At 72.5% G+C, this 22,709-nt stretch carries 26 protein-coding genes and 1 pseudogene; 15 read left to right on the top strand and 12 right to left on the bottom strand.

The window, feature by feature from the left end:
- Positions 1-71 precede the first annotated feature (71 nt).
- The 3 genes from ACQP0T_RS14490 to ACQP0T_RS14480 are packed head-to-tail and all read left to right on the top strand — an operon-like array spanning position 72 to position 3,260.
- Positions 72-743, top strand: coding sequence for a TetR/AcrR family transcriptional regulator (locus ACQP0T_RS14490; protein ID WP_433873720.1), 672 nt, complete (start codon positions 72-74; stop codon positions 741-743).
- Positions 736-1,653: an ATP-binding cassette domain-containing protein gene (locus ACQP0T_RS14485; protein WP_433868541.1), complete on the top strand. Its 918-nt coding sequence runs from the start codon at positions 736-738 to the stop codon at positions 1,651-1,653. The genes ACQP0T_RS14490 and ACQP0T_RS14485 overlap by 8 nt, the downstream gene beginning before the upstream one ends.
- The gene (locus tag ACQP0T_RS14480) at positions 1,650-3,260 is read left to right on the top strand and encodes an ABC transporter permease (RefSeq protein WP_433868540.1); all 1,611 of its coding nucleotides are present in this window, start codon (positions 1,650-1,652) and stop codon (positions 3,258-3,260) included. The genes ACQP0T_RS14485 and ACQP0T_RS14480 overlap by 4 nt, the downstream gene beginning before the upstream one ends.
- Positions 3,261-3,557: 297 nt before the next feature.
- Here ACQP0T_RS14480 and ACQP0T_RS14475 read toward each other — a convergent pair whose 3' ends face one another.
- Together ACQP0T_RS14475 and ACQP0T_RS14470 are read right to left on the bottom strand one after the other, a co-directional pair.
- Positions 3,558-4,805: an FAD-dependent monooxygenase gene (locus tag ACQP0T_RS14475; RefSeq protein ID WP_433868539.1), complete on the bottom strand. Its 1,248-nt coding sequence runs from the start codon at positions 4,803-4,805 to the stop codon at positions 3,558-3,560.
- A gap of 46 nt (positions 4,806-4,851) precedes the next feature.
- A complete protein-coding gene (locus ACQP0T_RS14470) occupies positions 4,852-5,412 on the bottom strand; it encodes a TetR/AcrR family transcriptional regulator (RefSeq protein ID WP_433868538.1) in 561 nt (186 codons plus the stop codon).
- Between the two features lie 398 nt (positions 5,413-5,810).
- Between ACQP0T_RS14470 and ACQP0T_RS14465 the strand changes: the two genes are divergently transcribed.
- Entirely contained in the window at positions 5,811-6,011 is a 201-nt protein-coding gene (locus ACQP0T_RS14465) for a hypothetical protein (protein WP_433868537.1), read from the top strand.
- Positions 6,012-6,282: 271 nt separating this feature from the next.
- Here the strand turns inward: ACQP0T_RS14465 and ACQP0T_RS14460 are convergent, their stop codons facing one another.
- Positions 6,283-6,867: a helix-turn-helix domain-containing protein gene (locus tag ACQP0T_RS14460; protein ID WP_345366143.1), complete on the bottom strand. Its 585-nt coding sequence runs from the start codon at positions 6,865-6,867 to the stop codon at positions 6,283-6,285.
- An 88-nt stretch (positions 6,868-6,955) separates the two neighbouring features.
- Between ACQP0T_RS14460 and ACQP0T_RS14455 the strand changes: the two genes are divergently transcribed.
- The 3 genes from ACQP0T_RS14455 to ACQP0T_RS14445 all read left to right on the top strand — a co-directional run bounded on the left by ACQP0T_RS14455 (position 6,956) and on the right by ACQP0T_RS14445 (position 9,738).
- Complete coding sequence (locus ACQP0T_RS14455; RefSeq protein ID WP_433868536.1) at positions 6,956-8,527, top strand: FAD-dependent oxidoreductase; 1,572 nt, start codon at positions 6,956-6,958, stop codon at positions 8,525-8,527.
- A gap of 174 nt (positions 8,528-8,701) precedes the next feature.
- Positions 8,702-9,112, top strand: a complete 411-nt coding sequence (locus ACQP0T_RS14450; RefSeq protein WP_433868535.1) for a MarR family winged helix-turn-helix transcriptional regulator — start codon at positions 8,702-8,704, stop codon at positions 9,110-9,112.
- Between the two features lie 74 nt (positions 9,113-9,186).
- Positions 9,187-9,738 (top strand): dihydrofolate reductase family protein, encoded by a 552-nt coding sequence (locus tag ACQP0T_RS14445; protein ID WP_433868534.1) that lies wholly within the window; start codon positions 9,187-9,189, stop codon positions 9,736-9,738.
- An 88-nt stretch (positions 9,739-9,826) separates the two neighbouring features.
- Here ACQP0T_RS14445 and ACQP0T_RS14440 read toward each other — a convergent pair whose 3' ends face one another.
- Positions 9,827-9,964, bottom strand: coding sequence for a hypothetical protein (locus ACQP0T_RS14440; RefSeq protein ID WP_433868533.1), 138 nt, complete (start codon positions 9,962-9,964; stop codon positions 9,827-9,829).
- 350 nt (positions 9,965-10,314) lie between these two features.
- Between ACQP0T_RS14440 and ACQP0T_RS14435 the strand changes: the two genes are divergently transcribed.
- Together ACQP0T_RS14435 and ACQP0T_RS14430 are read left to right on the top strand one after the other, a co-directional pair.
- Positions 10,315-11,163, top strand: a complete 849-nt coding sequence (locus ACQP0T_RS14435; protein ID WP_433868532.1) for a lipoate--protein ligase family protein — start codon at positions 10,315-10,317, stop codon at positions 11,161-11,163.
- The gene (locus ACQP0T_RS14430; RefSeq protein ID WP_433868531.1) at positions 11,160-11,363 is read left to right on the top strand and encodes a hypothetical protein; all 204 of its coding nucleotides are present in this window, start codon (positions 11,160-11,162) and stop codon (positions 11,361-11,363) included. The genes ACQP0T_RS14435 and ACQP0T_RS14430 overlap by 4 nt, the downstream gene beginning before the upstream one ends.
- Here the strand turns inward: ACQP0T_RS14430 and ACQP0T_RS14425 are convergent, their stop codons facing one another.
- The 3 genes from ACQP0T_RS14425 to ACQP0T_RS14415 form a co-directional block, all read right to left on the bottom strand.
- Positions 11,364-11,573: a DUF5703 family protein gene (locus ACQP0T_RS14425; RefSeq protein ID WP_345366155.1), complete on the bottom strand. Its 210-nt coding sequence runs from the start codon at positions 11,571-11,573 to the stop codon at positions 11,364-11,366. It abuts the gene before it with no gap.
- On the bottom strand, positions 11,570-12,547 hold the full coding sequence (locus tag ACQP0T_RS14420; protein ID WP_433868530.1) for a YncE family protein: 978 nt from the start codon (positions 12,545-12,547) through the stop codon (positions 11,570-11,572). Before ACQP0T_RS14420 ends, ACQP0T_RS14425 begins: the two co-directional genes overlap by 4 nt.
- A gap of 120 nt (positions 12,548-12,667) precedes the next feature.
- Positions 12,668-13,624 (bottom strand): aldo/keto reductase, encoded by a 957-nt coding sequence (locus tag ACQP0T_RS14415; protein ID WP_433868529.1) that lies wholly within the window; start codon positions 13,622-13,624, stop codon positions 12,668-12,670.
- A 267-nt stretch (positions 13,625-13,891) separates the two neighbouring features.
- Here ACQP0T_RS14415 and ACQP0T_RS14410 point away from each other — a divergent pair, with 267 nt between their 5' ends.
- From ACQP0T_RS14410 to ACQP0T_RS14400, 3 genes are all read left to right on the top strand, one after another.
- Complete coding sequence (locus ACQP0T_RS14410; protein ID WP_345366161.1) at positions 13,892-14,722, top strand: undecaprenyl-diphosphate phosphatase; 831 nt, start codon at positions 13,892-13,894, stop codon at positions 14,720-14,722.
- 81 nt (positions 14,723-14,803) lie between these two features.
- A complete protein-coding gene (locus tag ACQP0T_RS14405; RefSeq protein WP_433868528.1) occupies positions 14,804-15,490 on the top strand; it encodes a histidine phosphatase family protein in 687 nt (228 codons plus the stop codon).
- Positions 15,491-15,494: 4 nt separating this feature from the next.
- Positions 15,495-15,941 (top strand): DUF6314 family protein, encoded by a 447-nt coding sequence (locus ACQP0T_RS14400; protein ID WP_433868527.1) that lies wholly within the window; start codon positions 15,495-15,497, stop codon positions 15,939-15,941.
- Positions 15,942-15,991: 50 nt separating this feature from the next.
- Here ACQP0T_RS14400 and ACQP0T_RS14395 read toward each other — a convergent pair whose 3' ends face one another.
- Positions 15,992-16,591: an ABATE domain-containing protein gene (locus tag ACQP0T_RS14395; protein WP_433868526.1), complete on the bottom strand. Its 600-nt coding sequence runs from the start codon at positions 16,589-16,591 to the stop codon at positions 15,992-15,994.
- Between the two features lie 119 nt (positions 16,592-16,710).
- Here ACQP0T_RS14395 and ACQP0T_RS14390 point away from each other — a divergent pair, with 119 nt between their 5' ends.
- Positions 16,711-17,496, top strand: a complete 786-nt coding sequence (locus ACQP0T_RS14390; RefSeq protein WP_433868525.1) for an MBL fold metallo-hydrolase — start codon at positions 16,711-16,713, stop codon at positions 17,494-17,496.
- Positions 17,497-17,531: 35 nt separating this feature from the next.
- Here the strand turns inward: ACQP0T_RS14390 and ACQP0T_RS14385 are convergent, their stop codons facing one another.
- Both ACQP0T_RS14385 and ACQP0T_RS14380 read right to left on the bottom strand, forming a co-directional pair.
- Complete coding sequence (locus ACQP0T_RS14385; protein ID WP_433868524.1) at positions 17,532-18,341, bottom strand: hypothetical protein; 810 nt, start codon at positions 18,339-18,341, stop codon at positions 17,532-17,534.
- On the bottom strand, positions 18,335-18,904 hold the full coding sequence (locus tag ACQP0T_RS14380; protein ID WP_433868523.1) for a hypothetical protein: 570 nt from the start codon (positions 18,902-18,904) through the stop codon (positions 18,335-18,337). Before ACQP0T_RS14380 ends, ACQP0T_RS14385 begins: the two co-directional genes overlap by 7 nt.
- 357 nt (positions 18,905-19,261) lie before the next feature.
- Here ACQP0T_RS14380 and map point away from each other — a divergent pair.
- Together map and ACQP0T_RS14370 are read left to right on the top strand one after the other, a co-directional pair.
- A pseudogene (gene map, locus ACQP0T_RS14375) lies at positions 19,262-20,028 on the top strand (type I methionyl aminopeptidase).
- A gap of 73 nt (positions 20,029-20,101) precedes the next feature.
- Positions 20,102-21,055, top strand: a complete 954-nt coding sequence (locus ACQP0T_RS14370) for a DUF5996 family protein (RefSeq protein WP_433868522.1) — start codon at positions 20,102-20,104, stop codon at positions 21,053-21,055.
- Here the strand turns inward: ACQP0T_RS14370 and ACQP0T_RS14365 are convergent, their stop codons facing one another.
- Together ACQP0T_RS14365 and ACQP0T_RS14360 are read right to left on the bottom strand one after the other, a co-directional pair.
- Positions 21,056-22,108 (bottom strand): s-methyl-5-thioribose-1-phosphate isomerase, encoded by a 1,053-nt coding sequence (locus tag ACQP0T_RS14365; RefSeq protein WP_433868521.1) that lies wholly within the window; start codon positions 22,106-22,108, stop codon positions 21,056-21,058. It abuts the gene before it with no gap.
- 118 nt (positions 22,109-22,226) lie between these two features.
- A complete protein-coding gene (locus ACQP0T_RS14360) occupies positions 22,227-22,700 on the bottom strand; it encodes a hypothetical protein (RefSeq protein ID WP_433868520.1) in 474 nt (157 codons plus the stop codon).
- Between the last annotated feature and the right edge of the window lie 9 nt (positions 22,701-22,709).

Here is a 22,709-nt window from a genome sequence, read left to right as displayed (position 1 = left end):
GAAACTATACATGCGTGTAGTATGATGCCCAGTTGGGTAGTATGGTGCACACGTGGGTAGGAAGGGTGATCATGCAGCCGGCTCCGGAGGAGGAGGACCTCACTGCTCGTGCTCGGATCCGGGACGCCGCGCTTCGGTTGTTCGGTGAGCAAGGATTCGATCGGGCGACGATCCGTTCGATCGCGGACGCCGCGGGTGTGTCTTCTGGGTTGGTGCGTCATCACTTCGGCTCGAAGGAGGCGTTGCGTGACGAGTGCGACGCGTATCTGGCCAGAGCTTTGGTGCGACTCAACGATCAGGTCCGCGCCCACATGTCCACGAGCGAGACGAACTACCTGGCTGTCGCGGTGTCGGTGTTCGCGCCGTACCGGAGCTACATCGCCCGGACGCTGGTCGAGGGCCGAGTGGCACCGTTGTTCGACACGCTGACCGACCTGGGCGCGGAACGGCTCGCGGAACTTGACGAGAAGCGTGCCGATCCACCGGAGGTTTCGCGGGATGCGCGGGCCACGGTGGCCGCCGCGATGTCGCTTTCGGTCAGCGTGCTCTACGAACACGTCTCCCGACGTCTCGGTGTCGATGTCTTCAGCGCCGAGGGACAGGGCTTGCTCGCCCGGATCCTCCTCGACATCTACTCGCACCCCTGGCTCGACCCGGAAGAGGCCGCCACGCTCCGGGCTCGTCTACCCGAGGGCAGCGGCTCCGGCGAAGGTTCCGTCGAGGAGAAGGCTCGCGATGACTGAACTGATCTCGGTGAGTGGACTGGTCAAGACGTTCGACGCCACCCGGGCGCTGGACGGGCTGGACCTCACCGTCAACGCTGGCGAAGTGCACGGCTTCCTGGGACCTAACGGTGCGGGGAAGAGCACCACCCTCCGGATCCTGCTCGGTCTGCTGCACGCGGACGCGGGCGCGGTCCGGCTGCTCGGCGGCGACCCGTGGAGCGAGGCGACCGAGTTGCATCGGCGCTTGGCGTACGTGCCGGGCGACGTCACGCTTTGGCCCGGACTGTCCGGAGGCGAGGTCATCGACCTCCTCCTGCAGTTGCGCGGCGGCCGAGTCAACACGTCAAAACGGGACGAGTTGATCGAGCGCTTCGACCTCGACCCGCGGGCCAAGGGCTGGGCGTACTCGAAAGGCAACCGGCAGAAGGTCGCGCTGATCGCCGCGCTGGCCTCCGACGTCGAGCTGTTGATCCTCGACGAGCCGACATCGGGCCTGGATCCGCTGATGGAGATGGTGTTTCGCGAGGTCGTACGCGAGGAGCAGGAGTGCAACGGTCGTACGGTCCTGTTGTCCAGTCACATCCTCGCCGAGGTGGAGGCGCTGTGCGAACGGGTGACGATCATCCGGGGCGGCCGGACCGTCGACGCCGGCAGCCTTGCGGAGATGCGGCACTTGACCCGTACCTCGATCCGGGCCGAACTCTCCTGTCCCGCGGACGGCCTCGCCAATGTGCGAGGCGTCCACGAGCTGCGGATCGATGGCGACATCAACGGTGACATCGTGCACTTCGACGTCGATGCCGAGGCATTGGGGCCGATACTGCGCTTCCTCGACTCGCACGGTGTGCGGGCCCTGACCAGCAGCCCCCCGACGCTCGAAGAACTGTTCCTGCGGCACTACGACAACACGACCGAGGCCGCGCGGTGAACGTGCCCACGGGAACGTGGCGCCTGGCACGGTTGGCCGTCCGCCGAGAGCGCAACATCGCGCCGTGGTGCATCCTGGCCGTCATCTGTCTGGGCCTGACGATGGTCTCCTACATCGACCGGAACATGGCGACTCCGAGCGTGATGGCAACCTACGTCGAGACGATCAACGACAACGCCTTCTTCCGGGCGCTCGGCGGCGGGACTTCGGTGATCGCCGACCGTGGGTTCATGTCCGCCTGGCGCAGCGGTGGTTTTCTCTACCTCATCACCGCGATCACCGCACTGCTCACGGTCGTGCGGCACACCAGGGCGGACGAGGACGCAGGCCGGACCGAACTGCTGCGTTCGGGTGCGGTGAGCCGGTTCGCCGCGCTGACCTCAGCGCTGCTGGTGGCCGCGGCGGTCTCGCTGGTCGCTGGTGCGCTGACCGCGGTCGGGCAGATCGGCGTCGGGTTGGCGCCGTTCAGTTCAGTGACCTACGGCGCCGCCATCACCGCAGCCGGCTGGTTGTTCGGTTCGTTTGCCGCCGTGGCCGCCCAGATCGCGCAGAACGCCCGTACGGCCAGGACGATCACGCTGTTCACCTTGGCGATCGCCTACCTCGCTCGCTACGCCGGCGACGCGAGCGGCCAGGCATGGCTGACGTACCTCTCGCCGATGGGGTGGATCCACGCGGTCCAGCCGTACCGGTACGACAGGTGGTGGGTGTTGGCCGTTCTGGTCGGGCTGGTGGCGATCCTGGTGACCGTCGCCTACCTCCTCAGCGCTCGCCGTGACCTCGGGGAAGGTCTGCTCCCCGAGCGCCGTGGGCGAGTCACCGCTCCGGCTTTGCGCGGTCCGATCGGGCTGTCCTGGCGGCTGCATCGCGGCCTTTTCGTGAAATGGGCGATCGGGATCGGCGTGTTCGCCATCGGTGCCGCCGGGATTGGCACGATCGTTCCTGACATCGACGTGCTGCCCTCGGGCAGCTTCGGTCTTCTGCAGCAGGGATTCGGCGGTGGCGGAAGCTCCGTCGACACCGCCGACTTCTTTCTGTGGGCTGTCATCCTGCTCTTCGCGCACGTTATAGGCATCGTTCCGGTGCTGATGATCCAGCGGCTGCGGGATGAGGAACGGTCAGGCCGGGCCGAGCTGGCTCAAGGCACTCCAATGACCCGTGTCTGGTGGGCGGCCGGGCTACTGGTCGTGACCGCGCTCGGCACGGCCGGGTTGTTCACGACGGCCGGGCTGGTCCTCGGTTTCGGCTACGGCTTGTTCACCGACGGACTTGCGGGCCCGCTGGGGCGGGTTCCCGTCGCCGCACTGAGCTGCGTCCCCGCGGCGTGGCTGATCGCGGCAATCTGCTTCCTGGCTTACGCGCTGGCGCCGCGGCTTGCTGTACCGGTCTCGTGGGCGGTTTGGGGCTGGACTACCCTGCTCGGAAAGGTCGCCGGACCACTTTACGACGTGTGGGGCGGCACGCCGTTCGAGCCGTACCACTACGTACCCAACACCCTGGCAGGCCAGCCGTTCAGCCCGTCCACGATCCTGACAATGCTGGCGATGACGGCCCTGCTCGTTTGGGTAGGGCTCAGCGCCCTGCGACACCGCGACTTCGGTCGATAGTTTTGCAGACGCGAACCACACGCTCATGGACGTCCGAGGTGGGTGCCGCCGTGATGGTCCACGACGGTCGCCCTCCTGATGACATGTAGCGACCGTTGCGTGCGAATACTTCGCCAGGTGACGCTGCGGTGGCCAACGAGACGGGCTCCGCTGCGGCCAGACGCCGAGCAGGGGCAGAGCTTGACCCCTTCTGGCGGTGAAGCGATCCGCGCGCTGCTATTCGTTCCTTGCTGAGCAAGGCTCAAGTACGATCCCGCTGCGCCAGCACATGGCCACCGACTCGGCAATGGCCGCCGGTCAGTCGCTATCCAAGCCGTCGGAGCGTTGTCGCCCCGACAGAAGGGGAGTCGGCGGTACGCCGGATGGCCGGAATGGGCCGTCAGCTTGGCGCGGACTCCGGATGAGGGCGTTGGGCTTGCCGGCCAGGATGGAGGCCACGTAGCGATCGACCACGGGTAGGCGGGCAAGGTTGAGCGTCGCACGCCGGATCCGTAGTTGCCAGCGCGACTCGGGCAGGAACCAGCGGGCACCGGCCCGACCGACCTTCTGCTTCTCCCGCGCCACAGGACGCCAGAGCTGCTCGTACTGGACCAACGCTTGGTCAATCGGCGCATGTGCCAACCGGTCGGCCAACAGATACGCGCCTGCGATGCCCAGCGACGCCCCTTGTCCGGCGAGTAGCGAAACGGCATAGCAGGCGTCTCCGACCAGCACGACCCTTCCTCTGCTCCACTGGGGCATTTCGATCTGGGCGACTTGGTCGTAGTAGATCTCCTTCGGTGGAGGGCACTGATCGAGCGCGGCGGGCGTCACCCAGCCCAACCCTGCGAAAGCGTTGACCACAGCCGCCCGGATGTCTTCGGGCAGCGTTGGATCAGGCGTGCGGCGCACCCCGAAGGTCGCGACGCGCCCGTCGCGCAAGGCGTAAAAGCCCATCTGCCGGTCAACAGTGTCGGTGAGGCAGGCTCGGTCTTGCAGTAGCGCGTGGATCTCCGGGGCATCGAAGCAGAATGCCGTGGTGTGGAAGCCGAGGTAGCGCAAGAACCGCGCCTCGTTGCCGAACACCAGGCTTCGAACGGTCGAGTGGATGCCATCAGCGCCGACGAGCAGGTCGGCATCGAGACGCGTCCCGTCCTCGATCTCGACTCGGACCCCGTCGCGGTGGTGGGTCACGGCGCTTGGGCTGGTGCCGAATCGCAGGTCGACGTCCGGCGACAGGTTTTCGCGCAAGACCCGCTCGAGATCCGGGCGCATCAGGTTCAGCAGGGGGCCGTTTGCAAACTGCCGGGGCCGCACGCCGGCACGACGTCGACCACGTTCGTCGACGAAGGTCGCCTCCGCGATGTCATAGGCGACGTCCTGGATCGCGGGCAGCAGGCCCATCGACTCGATGGCGTCGTAGCCGGGGCCGAAGAAATCCATCATGTATCCGTGCGAGCGAGGAACGGTCGCCCGCTCCAGCAGCACAACTTCGGCACCGAGCGTCGACAACCGGTTCGCCAGGGCCAGGCCGGCGATGCCGGCACCGGAGATCACCACCTTCATCAGCTTCCTCCTCTGCGGTGTTCAACTAACGAGGCGGTTGCGGTGTTCAACTAACGAGGCGGTGCAGAATGACCGCGGTCGGACCGGTGTCCATGCCCGTGCCGAGCCCTCGATGCAGCAGCAGGCCGTCGACCACGGCGATCAAGGCAGCGGCGGTCTCCGTGGGTGCGGATACACCGCGCTCACCCAACCACCGGCCGAAGCGCTGCCGGAACTCCGCGACTACGACGCCGATCTCCCCGCGGAGCTGCTCGTCCCTGGTTGCTGCCAGGTATGCCTCGATGAACAGCAGTGACGTCGGATCGTCCCCGGTATACCGGTCGACCGAGGTGAGCATCGCGTCGACCGCCTCGGCCGGGGTGGCCACCGCGCCCAGGAAACCATCCACGTCGGCCAACACCTTGCGCATGAGACCGACCACGGCCTCGTTCAGCAGCGCCGGCAGGGACGGGAAGTGGTAGTGGACCACGCTCGGCGTCACCCCGGCGCGTTCGGCCAAGATACGCGTGCTCACCGCCGTCCAACCGCGTTCGGGGATGAGTTCCGTCGCTGCGGTCAGCAATCGTTGTCGGACCTCGTGCCCGCGGGCGGCTGCCGGAGAACCCATAGCGCTCCTCCCTTTGTGCAAATGTACAGGACGAACGACCTGAACGACTGCACTAATCGTAGATCATGGTCGGATGGTGGGGCCAGCGGCAGTGCTTCGCCCAGGCGTGCATTGGGGCCGGATCGATGGCGGACGTCGCGGGTCGTTCGCATCGGAGCTGACAGCCGTAGCAGCACGTCAGCGGGCAGTTGAGCGTTCTGGAGCGGATCTTGCGGCGATGGCATTGATGGATGGTCGGGTGCGAAGCCGGATGAGGGTGGCGCCAGCTTCAGGCCGGCGTGGATTGGCGGGCTTTCTTGTGGAATCGGGTGGCGATGCCCCGCCATTGCTTCAGGCGATGGATGCAGCGTTCGGGGGTCCCCGCAGGTACTCGCCGAAACGGGCGGATCTGGTGGGGGTTGGGGAAGTCGTTCGCGGCGACGCAGGTGTTCGCGAACGAGGGCTGGAGCGCCTGCGGCGGTTCCCGGAGATCGGCCGGGACGAGCTGGCGACGTTCTTTGCGGGGGACCTTCGCCGGCTGGTCTTACGGAGGCGCGGTGCACCCGCTGGACGGAGTGCTGGTGACCGACCCGGAGACCCGCATGACCCGGTTGCGGTGACTGGCCACCGGGCCGGTCGGGGCCTCCCCGCGGCGGTGAGAGCCGAGGTGGCGAAGCTGGGAGTTCCTGCGCCCGCTGGGCGCGGACAGCTTGGACCTTTCGACGCTGCCGCTGAGCGGCGCCGGTTCCTGGCCACGGTCGGGCGTCGGCTGACCGCGCAGGCCGTGCAGCGGCGCGATCCGCAGCGCCGTTGCACGGCCTGCTGACGCTGCTGGCGCAGTCGGGGATCGACGTGCTTTGACGAGGTTGTGCAGCTGTTCGACCAGGCGGTTCAGCCGGTGGCGGGGCGGGCGCGCACGTGGATCCGTTCGCCTTGGGCGCCGAAGAGGCTGAGGAACTCGACGGGTTGGTCTCCGGCGTTGCCGAAGCCGTGGGGGGTGCGGGTGTCGAATTCGGCGGCTTCGCCGGGGGTCAGGACGACGTCGTGGTCGCCGAGCAGCAGTCGGAGGCGGCCGGAGAGCACGTACAGCCACTCGTAGCCTTCGTGGCTGCGCTGTTCCGGGGCGGCGCTGGTGCGGGCCACGGGCATGATCTGCTTGAAGGCGCGCAGGCCGCCGATGTCCCGGGTGAGCGGGATGAACGTCATGCCGTGGCGGGTGAACGGGCGCGGGTGGACGCGGGGGTCGCCGGTCTGGGGTGCGCCGACCAGTTCGTCGAGGGGGACGCCGTAGGCGCGGGCCAGCGGCAGCATGAGTTCCAGGGTCGGTTTGCGGTTGCCGGATTCCAGGCGGGACAGCGTGCTGGTGGAGATGCCGGTCGTGTCGCTGAGCTGGGTCAGGGTGATGCCGCGGTGCTTGCGCAGGGCGTGCAGGCGGGGTCCGACCTCGCTGAGCACGGCGGTGAAGTCGTCGTTCATCCTTCCATTGCCGGACCGGCAAAGAAATTTGTCAAGCGGGGCGGTGGTCCGGAGTATCGCCGGTGTGGACGAGACGAGGAGGAGCGGGATGGCGACCGAGCGGTATTTCGACGTGGTGGTCGTGGGCGGTGGAGCGGCCGGGCTCGGCGGGGCGTTGACGTTGGCGCGGGCGCGGCGGTCGGTCCTGGTGGTCGATGCCGGGGAGCCGCGCAACGCCCCGGCCGCCGGGGTGCACGGGTACCTGGGGCATGACGGGTTGCCGCCCGCGGAGCTGCTGTCCCGGGGGCGCGCGGAGGTGCGCGGTGCCGGTGGGGAGATCGTGCGGGGCGAGGTGGTCGGGCTGCGGCGGCGGGACACCGGGGAGTTCGAGGTGTCGCTGGCCGACGGTTCGTCGGTGTCGGCGGCTCGGTTGCTGGTGGCCACCGGGTTGGTCGACGAGTTGCCGGAGGTGCCGGGGCTGGCGCGGCGGTGGGGTGCGGACGTGCTGCACTGCCCGTACTGCCACGGTTGGGAGGTCCGGGACGAGCCGATCGCGGTGCTGGCGACCGGGCCGATGGCGGTGCACCAGGCGTTGCTGTGGCGGCAGTGGAGCGAGGACGTGACGCTGCTGGAGCACACGGCGCCGGGGCCGGACGATGCGGAGCGGGAGCGGTTGGCGGCGCGGGGCGTCGCGGTGGTGCCGGGTGAGGTGACCGGGGTGGAGGTCACCGGCGACCGGCTCAGCGGGGTGCGGCTGGCCGATGGCCGGGTGGTGCCGTGCCGGGCGCTGGTCGTGGCGCCGCGGTTCACCGCTCGTGCGGAGGTGCTGGCGGGGCTGGGTCTGGAGCCGGTCGCGCAGGAGCGCGGTGGTGCGGTCCTGGGCAGCGGCGTGGAGCCCGGTGCTGCGGGGGCGACGCGGGTGCCGGGGGTCCGGGTGGCGGGCAACGTGTCCGACATCGCCGGCCAGGTGGTCGGGTCGGTGGCGGCCGGGGTGCAGGCCGCGGCGGCGCTGAACGCGGAGCTGGTCGAGGCGGACACCGAGCGGGCGGTCGCGGCGCAGCGGGCGGAGGTGCGGGCCTACTGGGAGGACCGCTACGGCGGTGGGGACCGGGTCTGGACCGGTGATCCGAACGCGACGTTGGTGCGGGAGGTCGCGGAGCTGGTGCCGGGATCGGCGTTGGACCTGGGCTGCGGGGAGGGCGGCGATGCTGTGTGGCTGGCCGCGCGGGGCTGGCGGGTCACGGCGGTCGACGTCTCGGAGAACGCGGTGGCGCGGGTGGCCGGGGCGGCGGCGGAGGCCGGTGTCGCGGGGCGCGTCGACGGGCAGCGGCACGATCTGGCGGAGTCGTTCCCGGAGGGCGAGTTCGATCTGGTGTCGGCGCACTTCCTGCACACGTGGGGCGGGATGCCGCGGGAGCGGATCCTGCGGCGGGCGGCGGAGGCGGTGGCGCCGGGTGGTGTGCTGCTGGTCGTCGGGCACCAGGGGCCGCCGCCGTGGGATCCGGAGGCCCACGCGGAGGTGCACCTGCCGACGGCGGAGGAGGTGCTGGGGTCGTTGGAGTTGGCGCCGGGCCGGTGGGAGGTGCTGCGCTGCGGTCCGCACGAGCGCGAGCAGCGGGCGCCGGACGGTGCGGTGGTCACGCGCACGGACAACGCGGTGAAGGTGCGGCGGGTGCGGTGAGGGGCGGCTGGGGCCGCCCGGTGGTCGGCCCCAGCCCGTCGGCCTGTCGGGCGAGCAGGCGGGCTTCGCACTGTGTGCCGAAGCTGCTCCGCGGAGAACTCCGCTTCGGGGGTGGGTGGGGCCGATTACGATGCTGGGCCAGCATCCCGACCTACCCGCCGGAGTGACGTTTTCGTGCAGCTCGACACCGCTGTCTTCCACCTCTTGCGCCGCGCGATGCAGGAGCACAGCGCGCGGTGGCAGGCGCGCCTGCCGCAGGTGACCAAGCCCCAGTACGCGGTGCTGCGGGTGATCGGGGCGCGGCCGGGCATCGAGCAGAGCGCGCTCGGTGTCCAGGCGGCCATCGACAAGGCGACGTTGGCGGCGATGCTGCTGCGGATGGAGGAGCGCGGGTTGCTCCGGCGTTCCGTCGATCCGGGGGACCGGCGGCGTCGGCTGCTCGAGCTCACCGCTGCGGGGCACGCCGAGTTGCGGTCGGCGGCCCCGGTGGCCGATCGGGTCGATGCGGAGATGCTGGACCGGTTGTCGCCGGAGGAGCGGGCGCAGCTCCACGACCTGCTGGTCAAGCTCGCCCCGGTGGAGTGAGGGCGGGGCTTGGCGATGAGTTCGCGGCCCGGTGCTGGTCCACCCTCGGGAAGGACCGTGAGGAGGAGAGGGCCGTGCGCACACTTGCGATCACGCAGAACGTGACCGTCGACGGGTCGATCGAGCTGCTGGGGGACTGGTTCGATCCGCAGGGACAGGCCGATACCGAGGATCTGCTGGCGGAGCTGCACCGCCAGGACGAGCGCGCCGACGGGTTCCTCGTCGGGCGCCGCACCTTCGAGGATCTGCGCGGGTACTGGCCGGGGCGGACCGACGATCCGACGGGCATCAGCGCCTACCTGGACCGGGTGCAGAAGTACGTGGTGTCGTCGACTTTGGTGGATCCGGGGTGGCAGCGCACCGAGGTGCTCGCCGGTGATGCGGTGGCGCGGGTGCGCGAGGTGAAGGAGCGGGCGGGCCGGGACGTGGTGGTCACCGGCAGCATCGCGCTGTGCCACACCTTGATCGAGGCGGGCTTGGTGGATGAGTTCCGGCTGTTCGTCTACCCGGTGGTGCAGGGGCGCGGCCGGAGGTTGTTCCCGGACGGGGTGCCGTTGTCGCTGCGGTTGCTGGAGTCGAGGTCCTTCCGCAGCGGTGTCACCTTGTCGCGTTACGCCACGGGGTGAGGTCGGGAGCGGATCGCGTCCGCGCTGTCCCGTGGCGTCGAGGCGGGGTGTCCGCCGGTGTCGCGGGGCGGGGGTGGCGCCCGGTGGTTCAGTCGTAGCCGCGGATCAGGTGGCTTTCGTCGTCGTGGTCGCCGCGGGTCTCGGCGGGTTCTCGGTCGGCGACCGGGACGTCACCGACCAGGGCGGAGGTGTCCTCCGGGCTGGTGCGGAGGTCGAAGGTCGTCATGGGGCGGCTCCTCTCCTGGCTCTGGCGCCGATGGTGCTCGCACTTCCGGGTGATCGCACCTTCGGGTGATCACCGGTGCGATCCGCGGGGCCGGGTGCTGACCTCGGCGAATGATCCAGATCACAGTACAACGTTTCGATCACGCCCCGCACCTCGGGTGACGTTGCACGATGGTGCTTCCCGTCGGTTCAGCAGGAACCGAGAACACCACCACCACCAGCTCACCCATCCGGGAAATCCCCCGGGCGCGGACCGCGCCGAGGGGAAACCTTCCGGTAGCTCCGATCCGGGGGGCCGCGGCACCGGCCGCGGCCCGTGGTGCTGTGCTGGAGGCCGGAAGGAGGTGCGCGGTGCACGGTGAGTACAAGGTTCCGGGCGGCAAGCTCGTGGTGGTCGACCTCGACGTGGTCGACGACCGGCTGTCCGGGGTGCGGTTGAGCGGGGATTTCTTCCTGGAGCCCGACGAGGCGCTGGAGGCGATCAACGGGGCGCTGGCGGGCGCGTCGGTGGAGGCCGACGCCGCGGAGCTGGCGGCGCTGGTGCGCGCGGCGCTGCCAGCCGGGGCGCGGCTGGGCGGTTTCAGCGCCGAAGCGGTGGCCGTGGCGGTGCGCCGGGCGGTGGCGCGGGCCTCGGAGTGGACCGACCACCGGTGGGCGCTGGTGCGGGAGGGCCCGCGCGCGCCGCTGATGCACATGGCGCTGGACCAGGCGCTGGCCGAGGAGGTCGCGGCGGGTCGTCGGCCGCCGACCCTGCGGTTGTGGGAGTGGGCCTCGCCCGCGGTGATCATCGGCAGCTTCCAGTCGGTGCGCAACGAGGTCGACGAGGCCGGGGCGCGGCGGCACGGGGTGGAGGTGGTGCGCCGGGTCACCGGTGGCGGGGCGATGTTCGTGGAGCCCGGCAACACCGTGACCTACTCGCTGTACGCGCCGTCATCGCTGGTGGCGGGCATGTCCTTCGCCGATTCCTACGCGTTCCTCGACGACTGGGTGCTGGGCGTGCTCGGCGAGCTGGGGCTCAACGTGTGGTACCAGCCGCTCAACGACATCGCCTCCGGCGGCGGCAAGATCGGGGGCGCGGCGCAGAAGCGGGTGGCCGCGGGCGCGGTGCTGCACCACGTGACGATGTCCTACGACGTCGACGCGGCGAAGCTGGGCGAGGTGCTGCGGGTCGGGCAGGAGAAGCTGTCGGACAAGGGGTGACCAGCGCGGTCAGGCGGGTCGACCCGCTGCGGCGGCAGACCGGCCTGGCCCGGGAGGTCGTCATCGAGCGCCTGGTGGAGGGGTTCCGGGCGCGGTTCGGCCTGGTGGACGGTCCGGTGACCGATCCGGAGCTGGCCCGGGCGCAGGAGCTGATCGACACCAAGTTCGCCACCCCGGAGTGGCTCCACCGGGTGCCGTGATCAGGTCGGCAGGCCGGGCAGGCCGGGGGTGGTGCGGCGGCGCCGCAGCCACACCTGGCGGGTGCCGTCGGCGTAGAGCAGCACGCGGGAGAGTTCCCAGCCGGAGAACTCCGCATGGATGCTGAGCTGGGTGGCGGCGCTGAGGCGGGTGACACCGGGCGGCAGGCGCAGCGGCCGGTACTCCCAGTCGCGGTCGTCGGTGGCCGTCACGGCGTCACCACCTGAATGCCGCCGCCGGTGGCGGACCCGATGTGGACGGCGCCGGCGGCGGGGTCCACGGCCACCGAGTCGGGCTGGCCGAGGGTGGGCAGGCGGTGGACCTCGCGGGGTTGCCCGCCGGCGACGTCGTAGGCGACGACCTCGTTGGTGGCGGTGAGGGTGATCCAGGCGAGATCGCGGGCGGGGTCGTAGGCGATGTCGTAGGGGGCGCCGGGCACGGGGTAGCGCTGCTTCATGATCAGCGGGTCGGTGGAGAAGGCGAGCAGTTCCCCGCCGCGGGTGTCCACGGCGAGGATGCGGCCGTAGCGGTCGGTGGTGGCCTGGGTGGCGCCTTCCCCGGCGCGCAGCCCGGGGCCCTTGCTGCCGTCAGCGGTGTCGACGGGGGTCAGCGAGGTGGTGAGGGAGTCGAGCAGGTGGAGGGTTCCGCCGGTGGCGATGAGCTGTTCGGGCCCGGTGAAGCCGTCGGAGGTGACCGGGGGGCGCCCGTCCTGGCGGATGGTGACGGCGCGGGTGTCGCGGTGGGCCACGGCCAGCCGTTGCGCGTCGAGGTCGAGGGCGTCGACGGGGGCGCCGGGCACGTCGGTGATCTCGGTGCGGGCGGTCGTCAGGTCGGTGCGCACGACCTGGTCGGTGTCGGGCAGCGCGGTCAGGGCGTGCCCGTCGGTGACGCGGAGGCTGGCGGGGGCGCTGGGCAGTGCGACGGTGCGGTCGGGCCGCCCGTCGGTGCGCAGCAGCAGGGCGTTGCCGGTCGCGGCGACGAGGGTGCGCGTGGCCGGGTCGTAGGCGAGGTGCTGCACGGGGGGCGCGGGGGTGGTGGTGCCCGCGGGGTCGGCGGTCACCGGTGGTGAGGTGGCCGGGGTGGCGGCCACGAGCGTGTCGGTGACCTGGAGCGGGTCGCCGCCGCCGTCCATGCCGCAGCCGGTGAGCAGGGTCGCGGCCAGACAGGTGACGACCAGGCGACGCAACGGGGGGACCTCCTTGGCGCGGTGCTCGCGGGGTGCGGGGCAGCTCTCCCCCAGCATCCCCGATGGCTTCGCGGGCCCGGTCGGGTGGTTGCTCGCGGCGGGTGGTGCGGGCGGGCGGGGCTAGTCGGCGCCGGGGTCGCTGACGTCGTCGAGGGCGGCCCGGATGGCGGCGGGGAGGGTGAGGTCCTCGCTGGCCAGCGCGGTGGTGAGCTGGTGGCCGGTGCGGGCGCCGAGGACCGGGGCGGTGACGCCGGGGCGGTCGCGGACCCAGGCGAGGGCGACGTGGGCGGGGGCGGTGCCGAGTCCTTCGGCGGCGGTGAGCACGGCGTGCACGATGCGGGCGGCGCGTTCGGTGCGGTGGTGTTCGACGTAGCTGGCCAGGTGCGGGGTGGCGGCGCGGGAGTCGGCCGGGGTGCTGTTGCGGTACTTGCCGGTGAGCACGCCGCGGCCCAGCGGCGCCCAGGCCAGCACGCCGAGGCCGTGGTGGGCGGCGGCGGGCAGCACTTCGCGTTCGGCGTCGCGTGCGAGCAGGGAGTACTCGACCTGGGTGGCGATGAGGGGGGCGCGGCCGGGAGTGGCGCGCTGGTGGGCGGCGGCGGTGGCGGTCTGCCAGCCGGTGTAGTTGGCGACGCCCGCGTAGCGGACCTTGCCGCTGGTGACGGCGGTGTCGACGGCGGCGAGGGTTTCGTCGAGGGGCACGGTGGCGTCCCAGCCGTGCAGCTGCCACAGGTCGATGTGGTCGGTGCGCAGTCGGCGCAGGGAGCCGTCGAGGGCGGTGAGCAGGGCACCGCGGGAGGCGCCGCCGCCGACGGGGCCGGGGGCGCGGCGGGCGGCGGCGGTGGTGGCGATGACGAGTTCGTCGCGGGGGACGTGGTCGTGCAGCAGGCCGCCGAGGATCCGTTCGGCGTGCCCGTCCTGGTAGACGTCGGCGGTGTCGACGAGGGTGCCGCCGGCGTCGTGGAAGGCGGTGAGCTGCTCGGCGGCGTGCTCGGCGTCGGTGTCCTGCCCCCAGGTCATGGTGCCGAGGGCGAGGCGGGAGACGCGCAGTCCGCTGCGTCCGAGCTGTCGGTGTTCCACGAGTGGTGAGCGTATTCGGTGCGGGCGTGGCGGGCGGTGAGGTCGGTGGGGTGTCGCTGCCACGAACGGATCGTGTGCCGGATCACAACCGGGTCGCCCTGCAGCGTGCGGCGGTCGCTGTCGGTGATCGAGCGCGGGTGACCTGCGGTGGGGGTTCCGGCGGGGTGCGGCCCGGCCGGTGGGGGCGATGCTGCAAGATTCGGCGCGGGGTAGGGGCATCGGCGCAGGTCCGGTGGTCAGGTTTCTTTCGAACGTGGGAGTGGATTCGTGTCGTGGTTGCAGGCCATGGTGCTGGCCGTGGTCCAGGGGCTCACCGAGTTCTTGCCGATCTCCTCGTCAGGTCATCTGGCGATCGTGTCGGAGTTGTTCTTCGGTGCTGATGCGGGCGCGTCGTTCACGGCGGTGACGCAGATCGGCACGGAGCTGGCGGTGGTGATCTTCTTCGCCAAGGACATCGTGCGGCTGGTGGTGACGTGGTTCCGCGGCATGGTGGACGCGGAGGTGCGCAAGACGCAGGACTACCGGCTGGCGTGGTACGTGATCGTGGGCAGCATCCCGATCGGGGTCCTGGGGCTGCTGTTCCAGGACTACATCCGGTCGGCGCTGCGGAGCCTGTGGATCACCGGGGCGATGCTGATCGTGTTCGGCGTGCTGATGGGGCTGGCCGAGCGGTACGGCAAGCAGCGCCGCGGCCAGGACCAGCTGACGTTGCGCGACGGTGCGGTGATGGGTGTGGCGCAGGCGATGGCGCTGGTGCCGGGCGTGTCGCGGTCGGGCGGCACGATCACCGCGGGCCTGACGTTGGGGCTGGACCGGCCGACGGCGGTGCGGTTCTCCTTCCTGCTGGCGATCCCGGCGGTGTTCGCGGCGGGCCTGTCGGAGCTGCCGCACGTGTTCGACGAGGGCGGTCCGGGGCTGCAGCCCACCGGGGCGCAGATGATCGTGGCGACGCTGGTGGCCGGTCTGATCGGGTACGCGTGCATCGCCTGGCTGCTGCGGTACGTGGAGCGGCACAGCGTGTACCTGTTCGTGTGGTACCGGATCGGGTTGGGTCTGCTGGTGTTCGCGCTGCTGGGCTTCGGCGTCATGCAGCCCTGACCGCGGCGCTCGGACAACGCGGCCCGGTCCCCGCTCGGGGGGCCGGGCCGTCGTGTTCGCGCGGTGACTACCCTCGGCGACGTGGCGACTCTCATCCTGGTGCGACATGCCCGGTCGGCGGCCAACGGCGCGGGAACCCTGGCGGGCCGCACGCCCGGCGTGGGTCTCGACGAGACGGGGCGGGGGCAGGCCGCCGGGTTGCCGGAGCGGCTGTCCGGGCTGGGGGTGCGCCGGGTGGTGGTGTCCCCGCTGCAACGCTGCCAGGAGACCGCGGCGGGGGTGGCGGCCGCGCACGGGCTCGAACCGGTCGAGGAACCCGGGCTGGCCGAGGTCGACTACGGCGACTGGACCGGGCGCCGCATCGCCGACCTGACCGAGGAACCGCTGTGGAAGGTGGTGCAGCAGCACCCGTCGGCGGCGGTGTTCCCGGGCGGTGAAGGGCTGGCGCAGATGCAGGCGCGGGCGGTGGCCGCGCTGCGCGAGCACGACCGCGCCGTGGAGCGCGAGTTCGGGGAACGGGCGGTGTGGGTGGCCTGTTCCCACGGCGACGTGATCAAGTCGGTGCTCGCCGACGCGCTGGGCACCCACCTGGACGCGTTCCAGCGCATCGTCGTCGAGCCCTGCTCGGTGAGCGTGGTGCGCTTCACCGAGACCCGCCCGTTCGTGCTCAAGGTCAACGACACCGGCACGGACCTGTCGGGGCTGGTGCCGCCGGAGCACCCCGCGTCGGACGCGGTGGTGGGCGGCTCGACCGGCACCCCGGAGTGACCCGGTGCCGCGGCCGGTACCGGACCTGCCGGAGTTCCTGACCGGCCGGTGGGAGCTGCGGCGCCGCATCACCGACCCCGCCGGGCGGCTGCTGGGCACCTTCACCGGGCACGGCTGCTTCACCGCCGCCGAAGCGGGGTGGCTGGACTACCGGGAACGCGGCGAACTGCGACTGGGCGAGCACGAGGGCCCGGCGTCGCGCCACCTCCGCTACGAGCTCACCGGCCCCGGGCAGGCGCGGGTGCACTTCGGGTACGGCGGGTTCTTCCACGACCTGGACCTGCGTCCCGGGCGGTGCCGCGCCGAACACCCGTGCCGCGCCGACCGCTACCGGGGGGAGTTCGAGGTGGTCGACGCCGACCGCTGGTGGCAGCGGTGGACCGTGACCGGCCCGGCGAAGGACCACGTGCTCACCACCTGGCTGCACCGCTGCCCGCACGACGAGAGCTGACCACCCGGGCGCCGGAGTTCGGGGCGGGGCGGTCCCGGCGTCGGGGTCGGTCAGTCCGCCGTGCGCCCGGTGCGGCGGGTGTAGGCGCGGGCGGCGCGGGCGCGGTCGCCGCAGCGGGTGGAGCACCAGTGGCGGCGGCCGTGCCGGAGCAGGAACCGGTTGCAGGGGCTGGAGCCGCAGGCGGTGAGGCGTTCGGCGTCGGGGCCGGTGAGCAGGTCGGCTGCGTCGGCGGCCAGCGTCGCCAGGGCGTGCTCGACGACCTGCGTGGTGGGGTGCGGCGCCGCCCGGTAAGGACCGGTCGTGTCGTCCCAGTGCAGCAGCGGAGCGGTCGGCGCCCTGGTCAGCGCGTCGTTGATCGCGGACACGGCGGCGGGCAGCGCGGGCAGGCCGGCCGCGCGGGAAGCCAACAGCGACCGCACCTGCTCGCGCAAGGCGCGCAGCTGGCCGGCGCACATCTCCCGCATGTCCGTCCCGGCCGGCGCGAGGTCGCGTTCGGACAGCCACTCGTTGGCCGCGGCGGGACTGCCGAGCAGGTCGACGGAGTGCCCGCCGGGCAGTGCGACGGAGCTGTTGGCTAGCGCGAGGGAGAGGTATCGCTGCGCCCCCGGGGCGGGCGGCAGGCCGGTCTCGACGGACGCGATCTCCTCCATGCCCCTCATGTTACACGCCCCTCCATCCATGAGTATCACGCTTTATTTGCGTTCATCCGTGACTCTGGCCTAGCGTGGCTCTCACGTTTTCAACATTCGCAACCGTGAGAGGTTCTTCCGTGTCTTCATCCGGCGCCCCGCAGTTCCCCGTCCGCGTCTTCGGCGGCCCGACCGCCCTGTTCGAGTACGGCGGCCTGCGCTTCCTGACCGACCCGACCTTCGACGCCCCCGGCGACTACCCGGCACCGGACGGGCCGTCGCTGACCAAGACGGCCCCGCCGGAAGGCGTCCCGGCCGACCTCGGCCGGGTGGACGTGGTGCTGCTCTCCCACGACGAACACCCCGACAACCTCGACGACTCCGGCCGCGCGCTGCTGGCCGAGGTGCCGCTCACCCTCACCACCCCCGGCGGCGGGCAACGCCTCGGGGACCGGGCCCGAGGGCTGGCCGACTGGGAGTCCGTCGAACTGGACCGCCCCGGCGGCGGCACGATCACGGCGACGGGCGTGCCCGCCATCCACGGTCCCGGCGACCGCGAGGACGTCGAGCCGATCGCCGGGCAGGTCGTCGGCTTCGTCCTGACCGGCGAGGGCCTGCCGACGGTCTACATCAGCGGGGACAACGCCTCGCTCGACGCGGTTCGCCAGATCGCCGAGCGCTTCGGCCCGGTGGACACCGCACTCCTGTTCGCCGGGGCACCGCGCTTCACCGGCCTCTTCGGCGGTGAGCCGATCGTCCTCGACAGCGCCCAGACCGCCGAGGCCGCCCGGCTCCTCGGGGCCCGCCGCGTCGTGCCCGTCCACTACGACGGCTGGGCCCACTTCACCGAAGGCCGCGACGCACTGGAGTCCACCTTCACCGCTGCCGGCCTCGCCGCCCGCCTCGACTGGGGCCGCGACAGCTGACCACCCGTGCAGCGCCCGCCCGGAGCGGGCGGGCGTCAGTCGCGGAGCTCGACGACGTGGCAGCGGGTGCCGGTGGGCAGGAACCGCTGGGTGCCGCCGGTGAAGCGCACCAGCACCTGGTCGTAGCGGGTGGGGGTGACCTGGTCGACGACCCCGACGGGCCCGATCGGGCCGAACAGGCGCACCTCGGTGCCCGGTTCGAGGTCTTCGGCGGGGACCCGGTCGACGTTGACGGCGGTGGAGGACGGCCACACCCAGCGGGTCGCCACCCGCCAGCAGGTCCAGCCCGCCAGCGCCAGCACCGGAACCGCCCACGTGGTGAGCCCGCTCAGCACCAGCCCCGCGGCCAGGCCGCCGAGCAGCGCCCACCACCCGGAACTCACCGGCCAGCGGCCCAGCTGCAGCCAGCCCGTGGTGCGGATGGTGCCGTCGCGGCGGGTGCCGCGGGCGCGGGGGCGGGTGGTGTCGTGCTCGCCGTAGTCGTCCCCACCGGTGTCGTCGACCAAGCCCCGGCCCCCGTCGACGTCCTCGCCCTCGGGGAGCCGGATCTCGGTGGTGTCGGCGACGGCGTCGGCGCAGGCGCGGGCCGCCGCCGGTGGCTCGTCCGCGAGGCGCTCCGGCGGCGGGCTGGGGAGGCGGGGGAGCTCGGTGGTGCGAGCGGTCGAGGGGTTGTCCGGGGGCACGGCCAGCGGCACGTCGAGCCGCTCGCGGGCCGCGTCGGGGTCGAGCAGGTTGCTGAGCATGGTCAGCCGCAGGTCACCGGCGGCGTCGGGCCGTGGCTCGTCGGCCAGCAGCGCGCGCACCGGCAGCCGGTCGGTGGGCGGTTCCTCGTCGCGGTTCACCATCGTCCGGTCCACTCCAGGTCGCCGTCGTCGTCGCGCTGGCAGCTCGCGGCCGCCCCGGAACGCAGCACGGCGCTGTCGCCTTCGCGGTCGCAGCGCTGGCCTTCGCGGACGACCCGCATCCCCTCGTCATCGTCGTCGTCGCTGGACGTCGTGGTCGTCGTCGAGGTCTCCGGGGTGTCGTCCTCGCGCGGCGGCAGCGGCGCCGGTGGGGGAGCCGGCGTGGGCGGGGACGGCGGCGGTGGGGTCGTGGTGGGTTCGGACGAGTCGTCGCCGGTCGTCGACGTCACCTCGCCGGTGGAGGTGTCCTCGCTGCGGGTGGCCGGGGCCGGCGGTGCGGTGCTGCTCGGCGCGCCGGTGGTCGTGGTCGCCGCGACCGGGCCCGGGGCGGGCGCCGGTGCCGGTGCCGGGACGACCGGTGCCGCGGTGGGGCGGGGGCTGTCGGGCAGGGCCACCAGCGCGCTGGCGCCGGTGGCGGTCAGCAGCGCCACCGCGGGCAGCAGGCGCGCAGCCAGCGGTGTCCTCCACCACCAGCGGCGGAGCTGATCGGGATGGTCGGCGGGCAACTCGTTCTCCTCGTTCGGCGATGCCGATGTGCGTTTCGCGTTGTCCCCGACCTGGCCGGTGGATCGTAACGAATCCGAGTCCTCCCCGTCACCGCCGCGACAGCCGCAGCAGGGGCCGGCGGCGGCGTGCGCGGCGGGAACGGCGCCGCTGTGAACCCGCCCACCCGCGGCGGCATCCACAGTGCCCAGCGGGCCGGACACGCCGCGTGCGCGGCCACCGCGGGCACCGTCCACAGCGGAGCGCACCGGGCGGCGGCGGCAGCGGGCGTTGAACCGGGCATGAGGCCGGCTTGAGGTCGCCGACGTCCCGGCGCGGCCCCGGGTGCGGCTCGGTAGGGTCCGTGGCGGGGGTGGCACGTGATCGAACTCAAGAGCTCCGGGGAGCTCGACGTGATGCGCGAAGCGGGGCGCGTCGTGGCCCGCGCGCTGCACGCGGTCCGCGAGCACGCCGCGCCGGGGGTCAGCACCGGCGAGCTCGACGCCGTGGCCCGCGCGGTCATCGACGACGCGGGGGCGCAGCCGCTGTTCCTCGGCTACCAGCCGCGGTGGGCGCCGAGCCCGTTCCCGGGGGTGATCTGCGCGTCGGTCAACGACGCGGTCGTGCACGGCATCCCGGGTCCGCTGCGGCTGGCCGACGGCGATCTGGTGAGCATCGACTGCGGGGCCCGGCTGGAGGGCTGGTGCGCCGACGCGGCGATCACCTTCACCACCGGCACCCCCGACCCCCGCGACGAGGTGCTGCTGGCCACGGCCGAGCAGGCGCTGACCGACGGCATCGCCGCCGCCCAGCCCGGCGGGCGCGTCGGGGACATCTCGCACGCCGTCGGCATCGTGGGGCGCAGCGCCGGGTACGGCATCCCGGCGCCGGTCGGGGGCACGGGGTGGGCCGGGAGATGCACGAGGCGCCGTTCGTGCCCAACGACGGCGCCCCCGGGGCCGGTCCGCCGCTGCGGCCAGGCCTGGTGCTGGCGCTGGAACCGATCTTCCTGGCCGGGGGCGCCGACGCGCTGCGCGACGGGGCCGACGGGTGGACGTTGTTCACCGACGACGAGTCCCGCGCCGCGCACGTCGAGCACACCGTGGCGATCACCGCCGAGGGGCCCCGGGTGCTGACGCTGCCCTGACGTGCTGCGCGACCCGGCCGGTGGGGTGACGATGGCCTGGCCCGCGGTTCCCGCCCGACAGGAGGCGCCGAGCATGACCGGCACCCGCAGCAGCGTCACCAGCACCGGCGTGGACTGGCCGGTGCTGCGCGTGGACGACTGGGCCGAGACCCGCCGGACGCTGCACATGTGGATGCAGGTCATCGGCAAGGTCCGGCTGGCGCTCGGCCCGATGGTCAACCACTGGTGGCAGGTCCCGCTCTACCTCTCCGCGCGGGGCCTGACGACCTCGCCGATGCCGCACCGGGGCAGGCTGCTGGAGATCGAGTTCGACTTCTGGGACCACGAGCTGCACCTGCGTTCCAGCGCGGGACCGACCCGGCACCTGGTGCTGGAGTCGCAGCCGGTCGCGGCGTTCTACCAGCGGGTGCTGGACGTGCTGGCGGAACTGGGCATGCCGGTGCGCATCGACACCACCCCCACCGAGGTGACCGAGGCGATCCCGTTCCCGCGCGACACCCAGCACAGCACCTACGACGCCGGGCAGGCGCACCTGTTCTGGAAGCAGCTCGTGGCGGTGCAGCAGGTCTTCACCGAGTTCCGGGCCCGGTTCATCGGCAAGGTCAGCCCGGTGCACTTCTTCTGGGGAGCGATGGACCTGGCCACCACGCGGTTCTCCGGCCGCCCGGCGCCGCGGCACCCGGGCGGGGCGCCGCACTGCGCGGACTGGGTGATGGTGGAGGGCTACTCCCACGAGCTCAGCAGCGCCGGGTTCTGGCCCGGCGGCAGCGCGGAAGGCACCTTCTACTCCTACGCCTACCCGGAGCCGCCCGGCTACGCCGAGCGGCCCGTGGAACCGGCCGCGGCCGGCTACGACCGGCAGGTCGGGGAGTTCCTCCTGCCCTACCAGGCGGTGCGGTCGGCGGCCGACCCGCGGGGCGCGCTGCTGGAGTTCCTGCAGACCACCTACGCGGCGGCCGCCGAGGCCGGGCGGTGGGACCGGCAGGCGCTGGAGGACGACCCGCTGCGGCGCGCCTCGCCGCGCTGATCAGCTCGCCCGCGCCCGCGCGGCCGCCCAGTAGCGGTGCACCTGGTGCGGGGCGAACGTGCCGCGGTCGGTGGCGATGGTGGTGACGAACTCCGGGTCGGTGACGTCGAAGGCCGGGTAGCGGCCGGTGACGCGGTCGCTGGCGGTGCGGGCGCCGAGCGCGTGCAGCACCTCGTCGCCGTCGCGGTACTCGATGGGTACGTCGGCGCCGGTAGCGGCGTCCGGGTCGGGCGCGTGGCACAGGGCGTGGAAGGGCACGTCGAAAGCGCGGGCCGCCACCGCCAGCCCCAGGGTGCCGACCTTGTTGATGACGTGACCGTCCATCGTGACGCGGTCGCTGGCGGTGACCACCGCGTCGATCTCCCCGGCGCGCAGCAGCGCGGCGGGCATCCCGTCGGTGACCAGCGTGGTCGGCACGCCCATCTCGGCGAGGGTTTCCGCCGTGAGCCGGGCGCCTTGCAGGTAGGGGCGGGTTTCGGTGCACACGAACGACACGTCCGCGCCGCGCCGCAGCAGCGCCCGCACCAGCCCGACGAGGTAGAGGTCGCCGAAGCAGTGGGTGAGCACCCGGGCCCGGTCCCCGAACAGGGCGGCTGCCGCGGTGCCCATGTCGGTGCTGCGGCGGCGGTAGTCGGTGTCGGCGGCGCGGGCGCCGCGTTCGGCGGCGGCGGCCACCTCGGTGTCCCCGGCGTCCAGGGCCTCATCGACGGCCGCCAGCACCTTCGCCACGGCGCGGCGCGGCTGGTCGTTGGTGGGGCGGGTGGCGATGAACCGCTCACCGGCGCGTTCCAGGGCGCGGCGGGCGGTGGCCGGGTCGGTGCCGCCGGTGCCGCGGGCGGCCAGCACCATGCCCCACAGCACCGCGAAGTAGGGCCCGGAGGACTGGGTGACCATGTCGCGGATGGCCTCGGCGACCTCGTCGGGGGTGCGGGCCAGCACCCAGGTCCGCTGGAACGGGAACACCCGGCGGTCCAGCAGGTGCACGCCGTCGTCGGCCAGGCGGACGCTGTCGGCCAGCACGGGCAGTTCGGGGTGGGCGGAAGCAGGCACCATCGGTCGTCCTCGTCCGGGTGAGGGGGTGGTGCTCAGCGTACGGGGGCGGGGTGCGGGGCCGACGTGGCCCTGGGACCGGCGCAGGATGCAGGTCTGCGCCGGAGCCAGGGCCACCCGGTCACCGCTTCTTCTTCGGCGGGTCCTTGCGCAGCAGGTCGGGACCGATGACGCGGCGCACGACCCGGCGCATCAGGCTGCGCCGCCGCGGCGGGGCCGCGGGGGCGGGCTGCGGCGCCGGGCGGGGCTGGGTGACCGTCGGCTGCTCCCCGGTGTTCGGTGCGGGGGTGTTCGGTGCGGGAACGGCCGGAGCGGCCGACGGTGGGGTGCCGGTCAGCGCGGGGGACGGCGTCGGGGTGGGGGCGGGTGCCGGGGGCGGGTCCGGGTTGAGCCGCTTGGCGAACTCGGGTTGTTCGTCGCGGATCGCCGGGATGTAGGGCTGGGTGACCTCGACCCGGGGCACGTCCGGCCACAGCGATGGGCGGGCGCTGCCCCGGGCGGGCAGCGCGTCCAGCGGGAGTTCACCGCTGATGCGGGTCGTCGGCCGACCCGGCTCCGGTCGTACCTGCTTCTGCTGCACATCCGAGGGGACCACGGGCTGGAA

The organism is Saccharopolyspora sp. CA-218241 (assembly GCF_050954615.1).
Lineage (GTDB): Bacteria > Actinomycetota > Actinomycetes > Mycobacteriales > Pseudonocardiaceae > Saccharopolyspora > Saccharopolyspora cebuensis.
This window is presented reverse-complemented; position numbering and strand designations above follow the sequence as displayed.

Excerpts from the sequence above, each read along its gene's own strand:
- ACQP0T_RS14490 (WP_433873720.1), top strand. The coding sequence starts at position 72 with ATGCAGCCGGCTCCGGAGGAGGAGGACCTCACTGCTCGTGCTCGGATC.
- ACQP0T_RS14485 (WP_433868541.1), top strand. The coding sequence starts at position 736 with ATGACTGAACTGATCTCGGTGAGTGGACTGGTCAAGACGTTCGACGCC.
- ACQP0T_RS14475 (WP_433868539.1), bottom strand. The coding sequence starts at position 4,805 with ATGAAGGTGGTGATCTCCGGTGCCGGCATCGCCGGCCTGGCCCTGGCG.
- ACQP0T_RS14470 (WP_433868538.1), bottom strand. The coding sequence starts at position 5,412 with ATGGGTTCTCCGGCAGCCGCCCGCGGGCACGAGGTCCGACAACGATTG.
- ACQP0T_RS14460 (WP_345366143.1), bottom strand. The coding sequence starts at position 6,867 with ATGAACGACGACTTCACCGCCGTGCTCAGCGAGGTCGGACCCCGCCTG.
- ACQP0T_RS14455 (WP_433868536.1), top strand. The coding sequence starts at position 6,956 with ATGGCGACCGAGCGGTATTTCGACGTGGTGGTCGTGGGCGGTGGAGCG.
- ACQP0T_RS14440 (WP_433868533.1), bottom strand. The coding sequence starts at position 9,964 with ATGACGACCTTCGACCTCCGCACCAGCCCGGAGGACACCTCCGCCCTG.
- ACQP0T_RS14395 (WP_433868526.1), bottom strand. The coding sequence starts at position 16,591 with ATGGAGGAGATCGCGTCCGTCGAGACCGGCCTGCCGCCCGCCCCGGGG.
- ACQP0T_RS14385 (WP_433868524.1), bottom strand. The coding sequence starts at position 18,341 with ATGGTGAACCGCGACGAGGAACCGCCCACCGACCGGCTGCCGGTGCGC.
- ACQP0T_RS14370 (WP_433868522.1), top strand. The coding sequence starts at position 20,102 with ATGACCGGCACCCGCAGCAGCGTCACCAGCACCGGCGTGGACTGGCCG.
- ACQP0T_RS14365 (WP_433868521.1), bottom strand. The coding sequence starts at position 22,108 with ATGGTGCCTGCTTCCGCCCACCCCGAACTGCCCGTGCTGGCCGACAGC.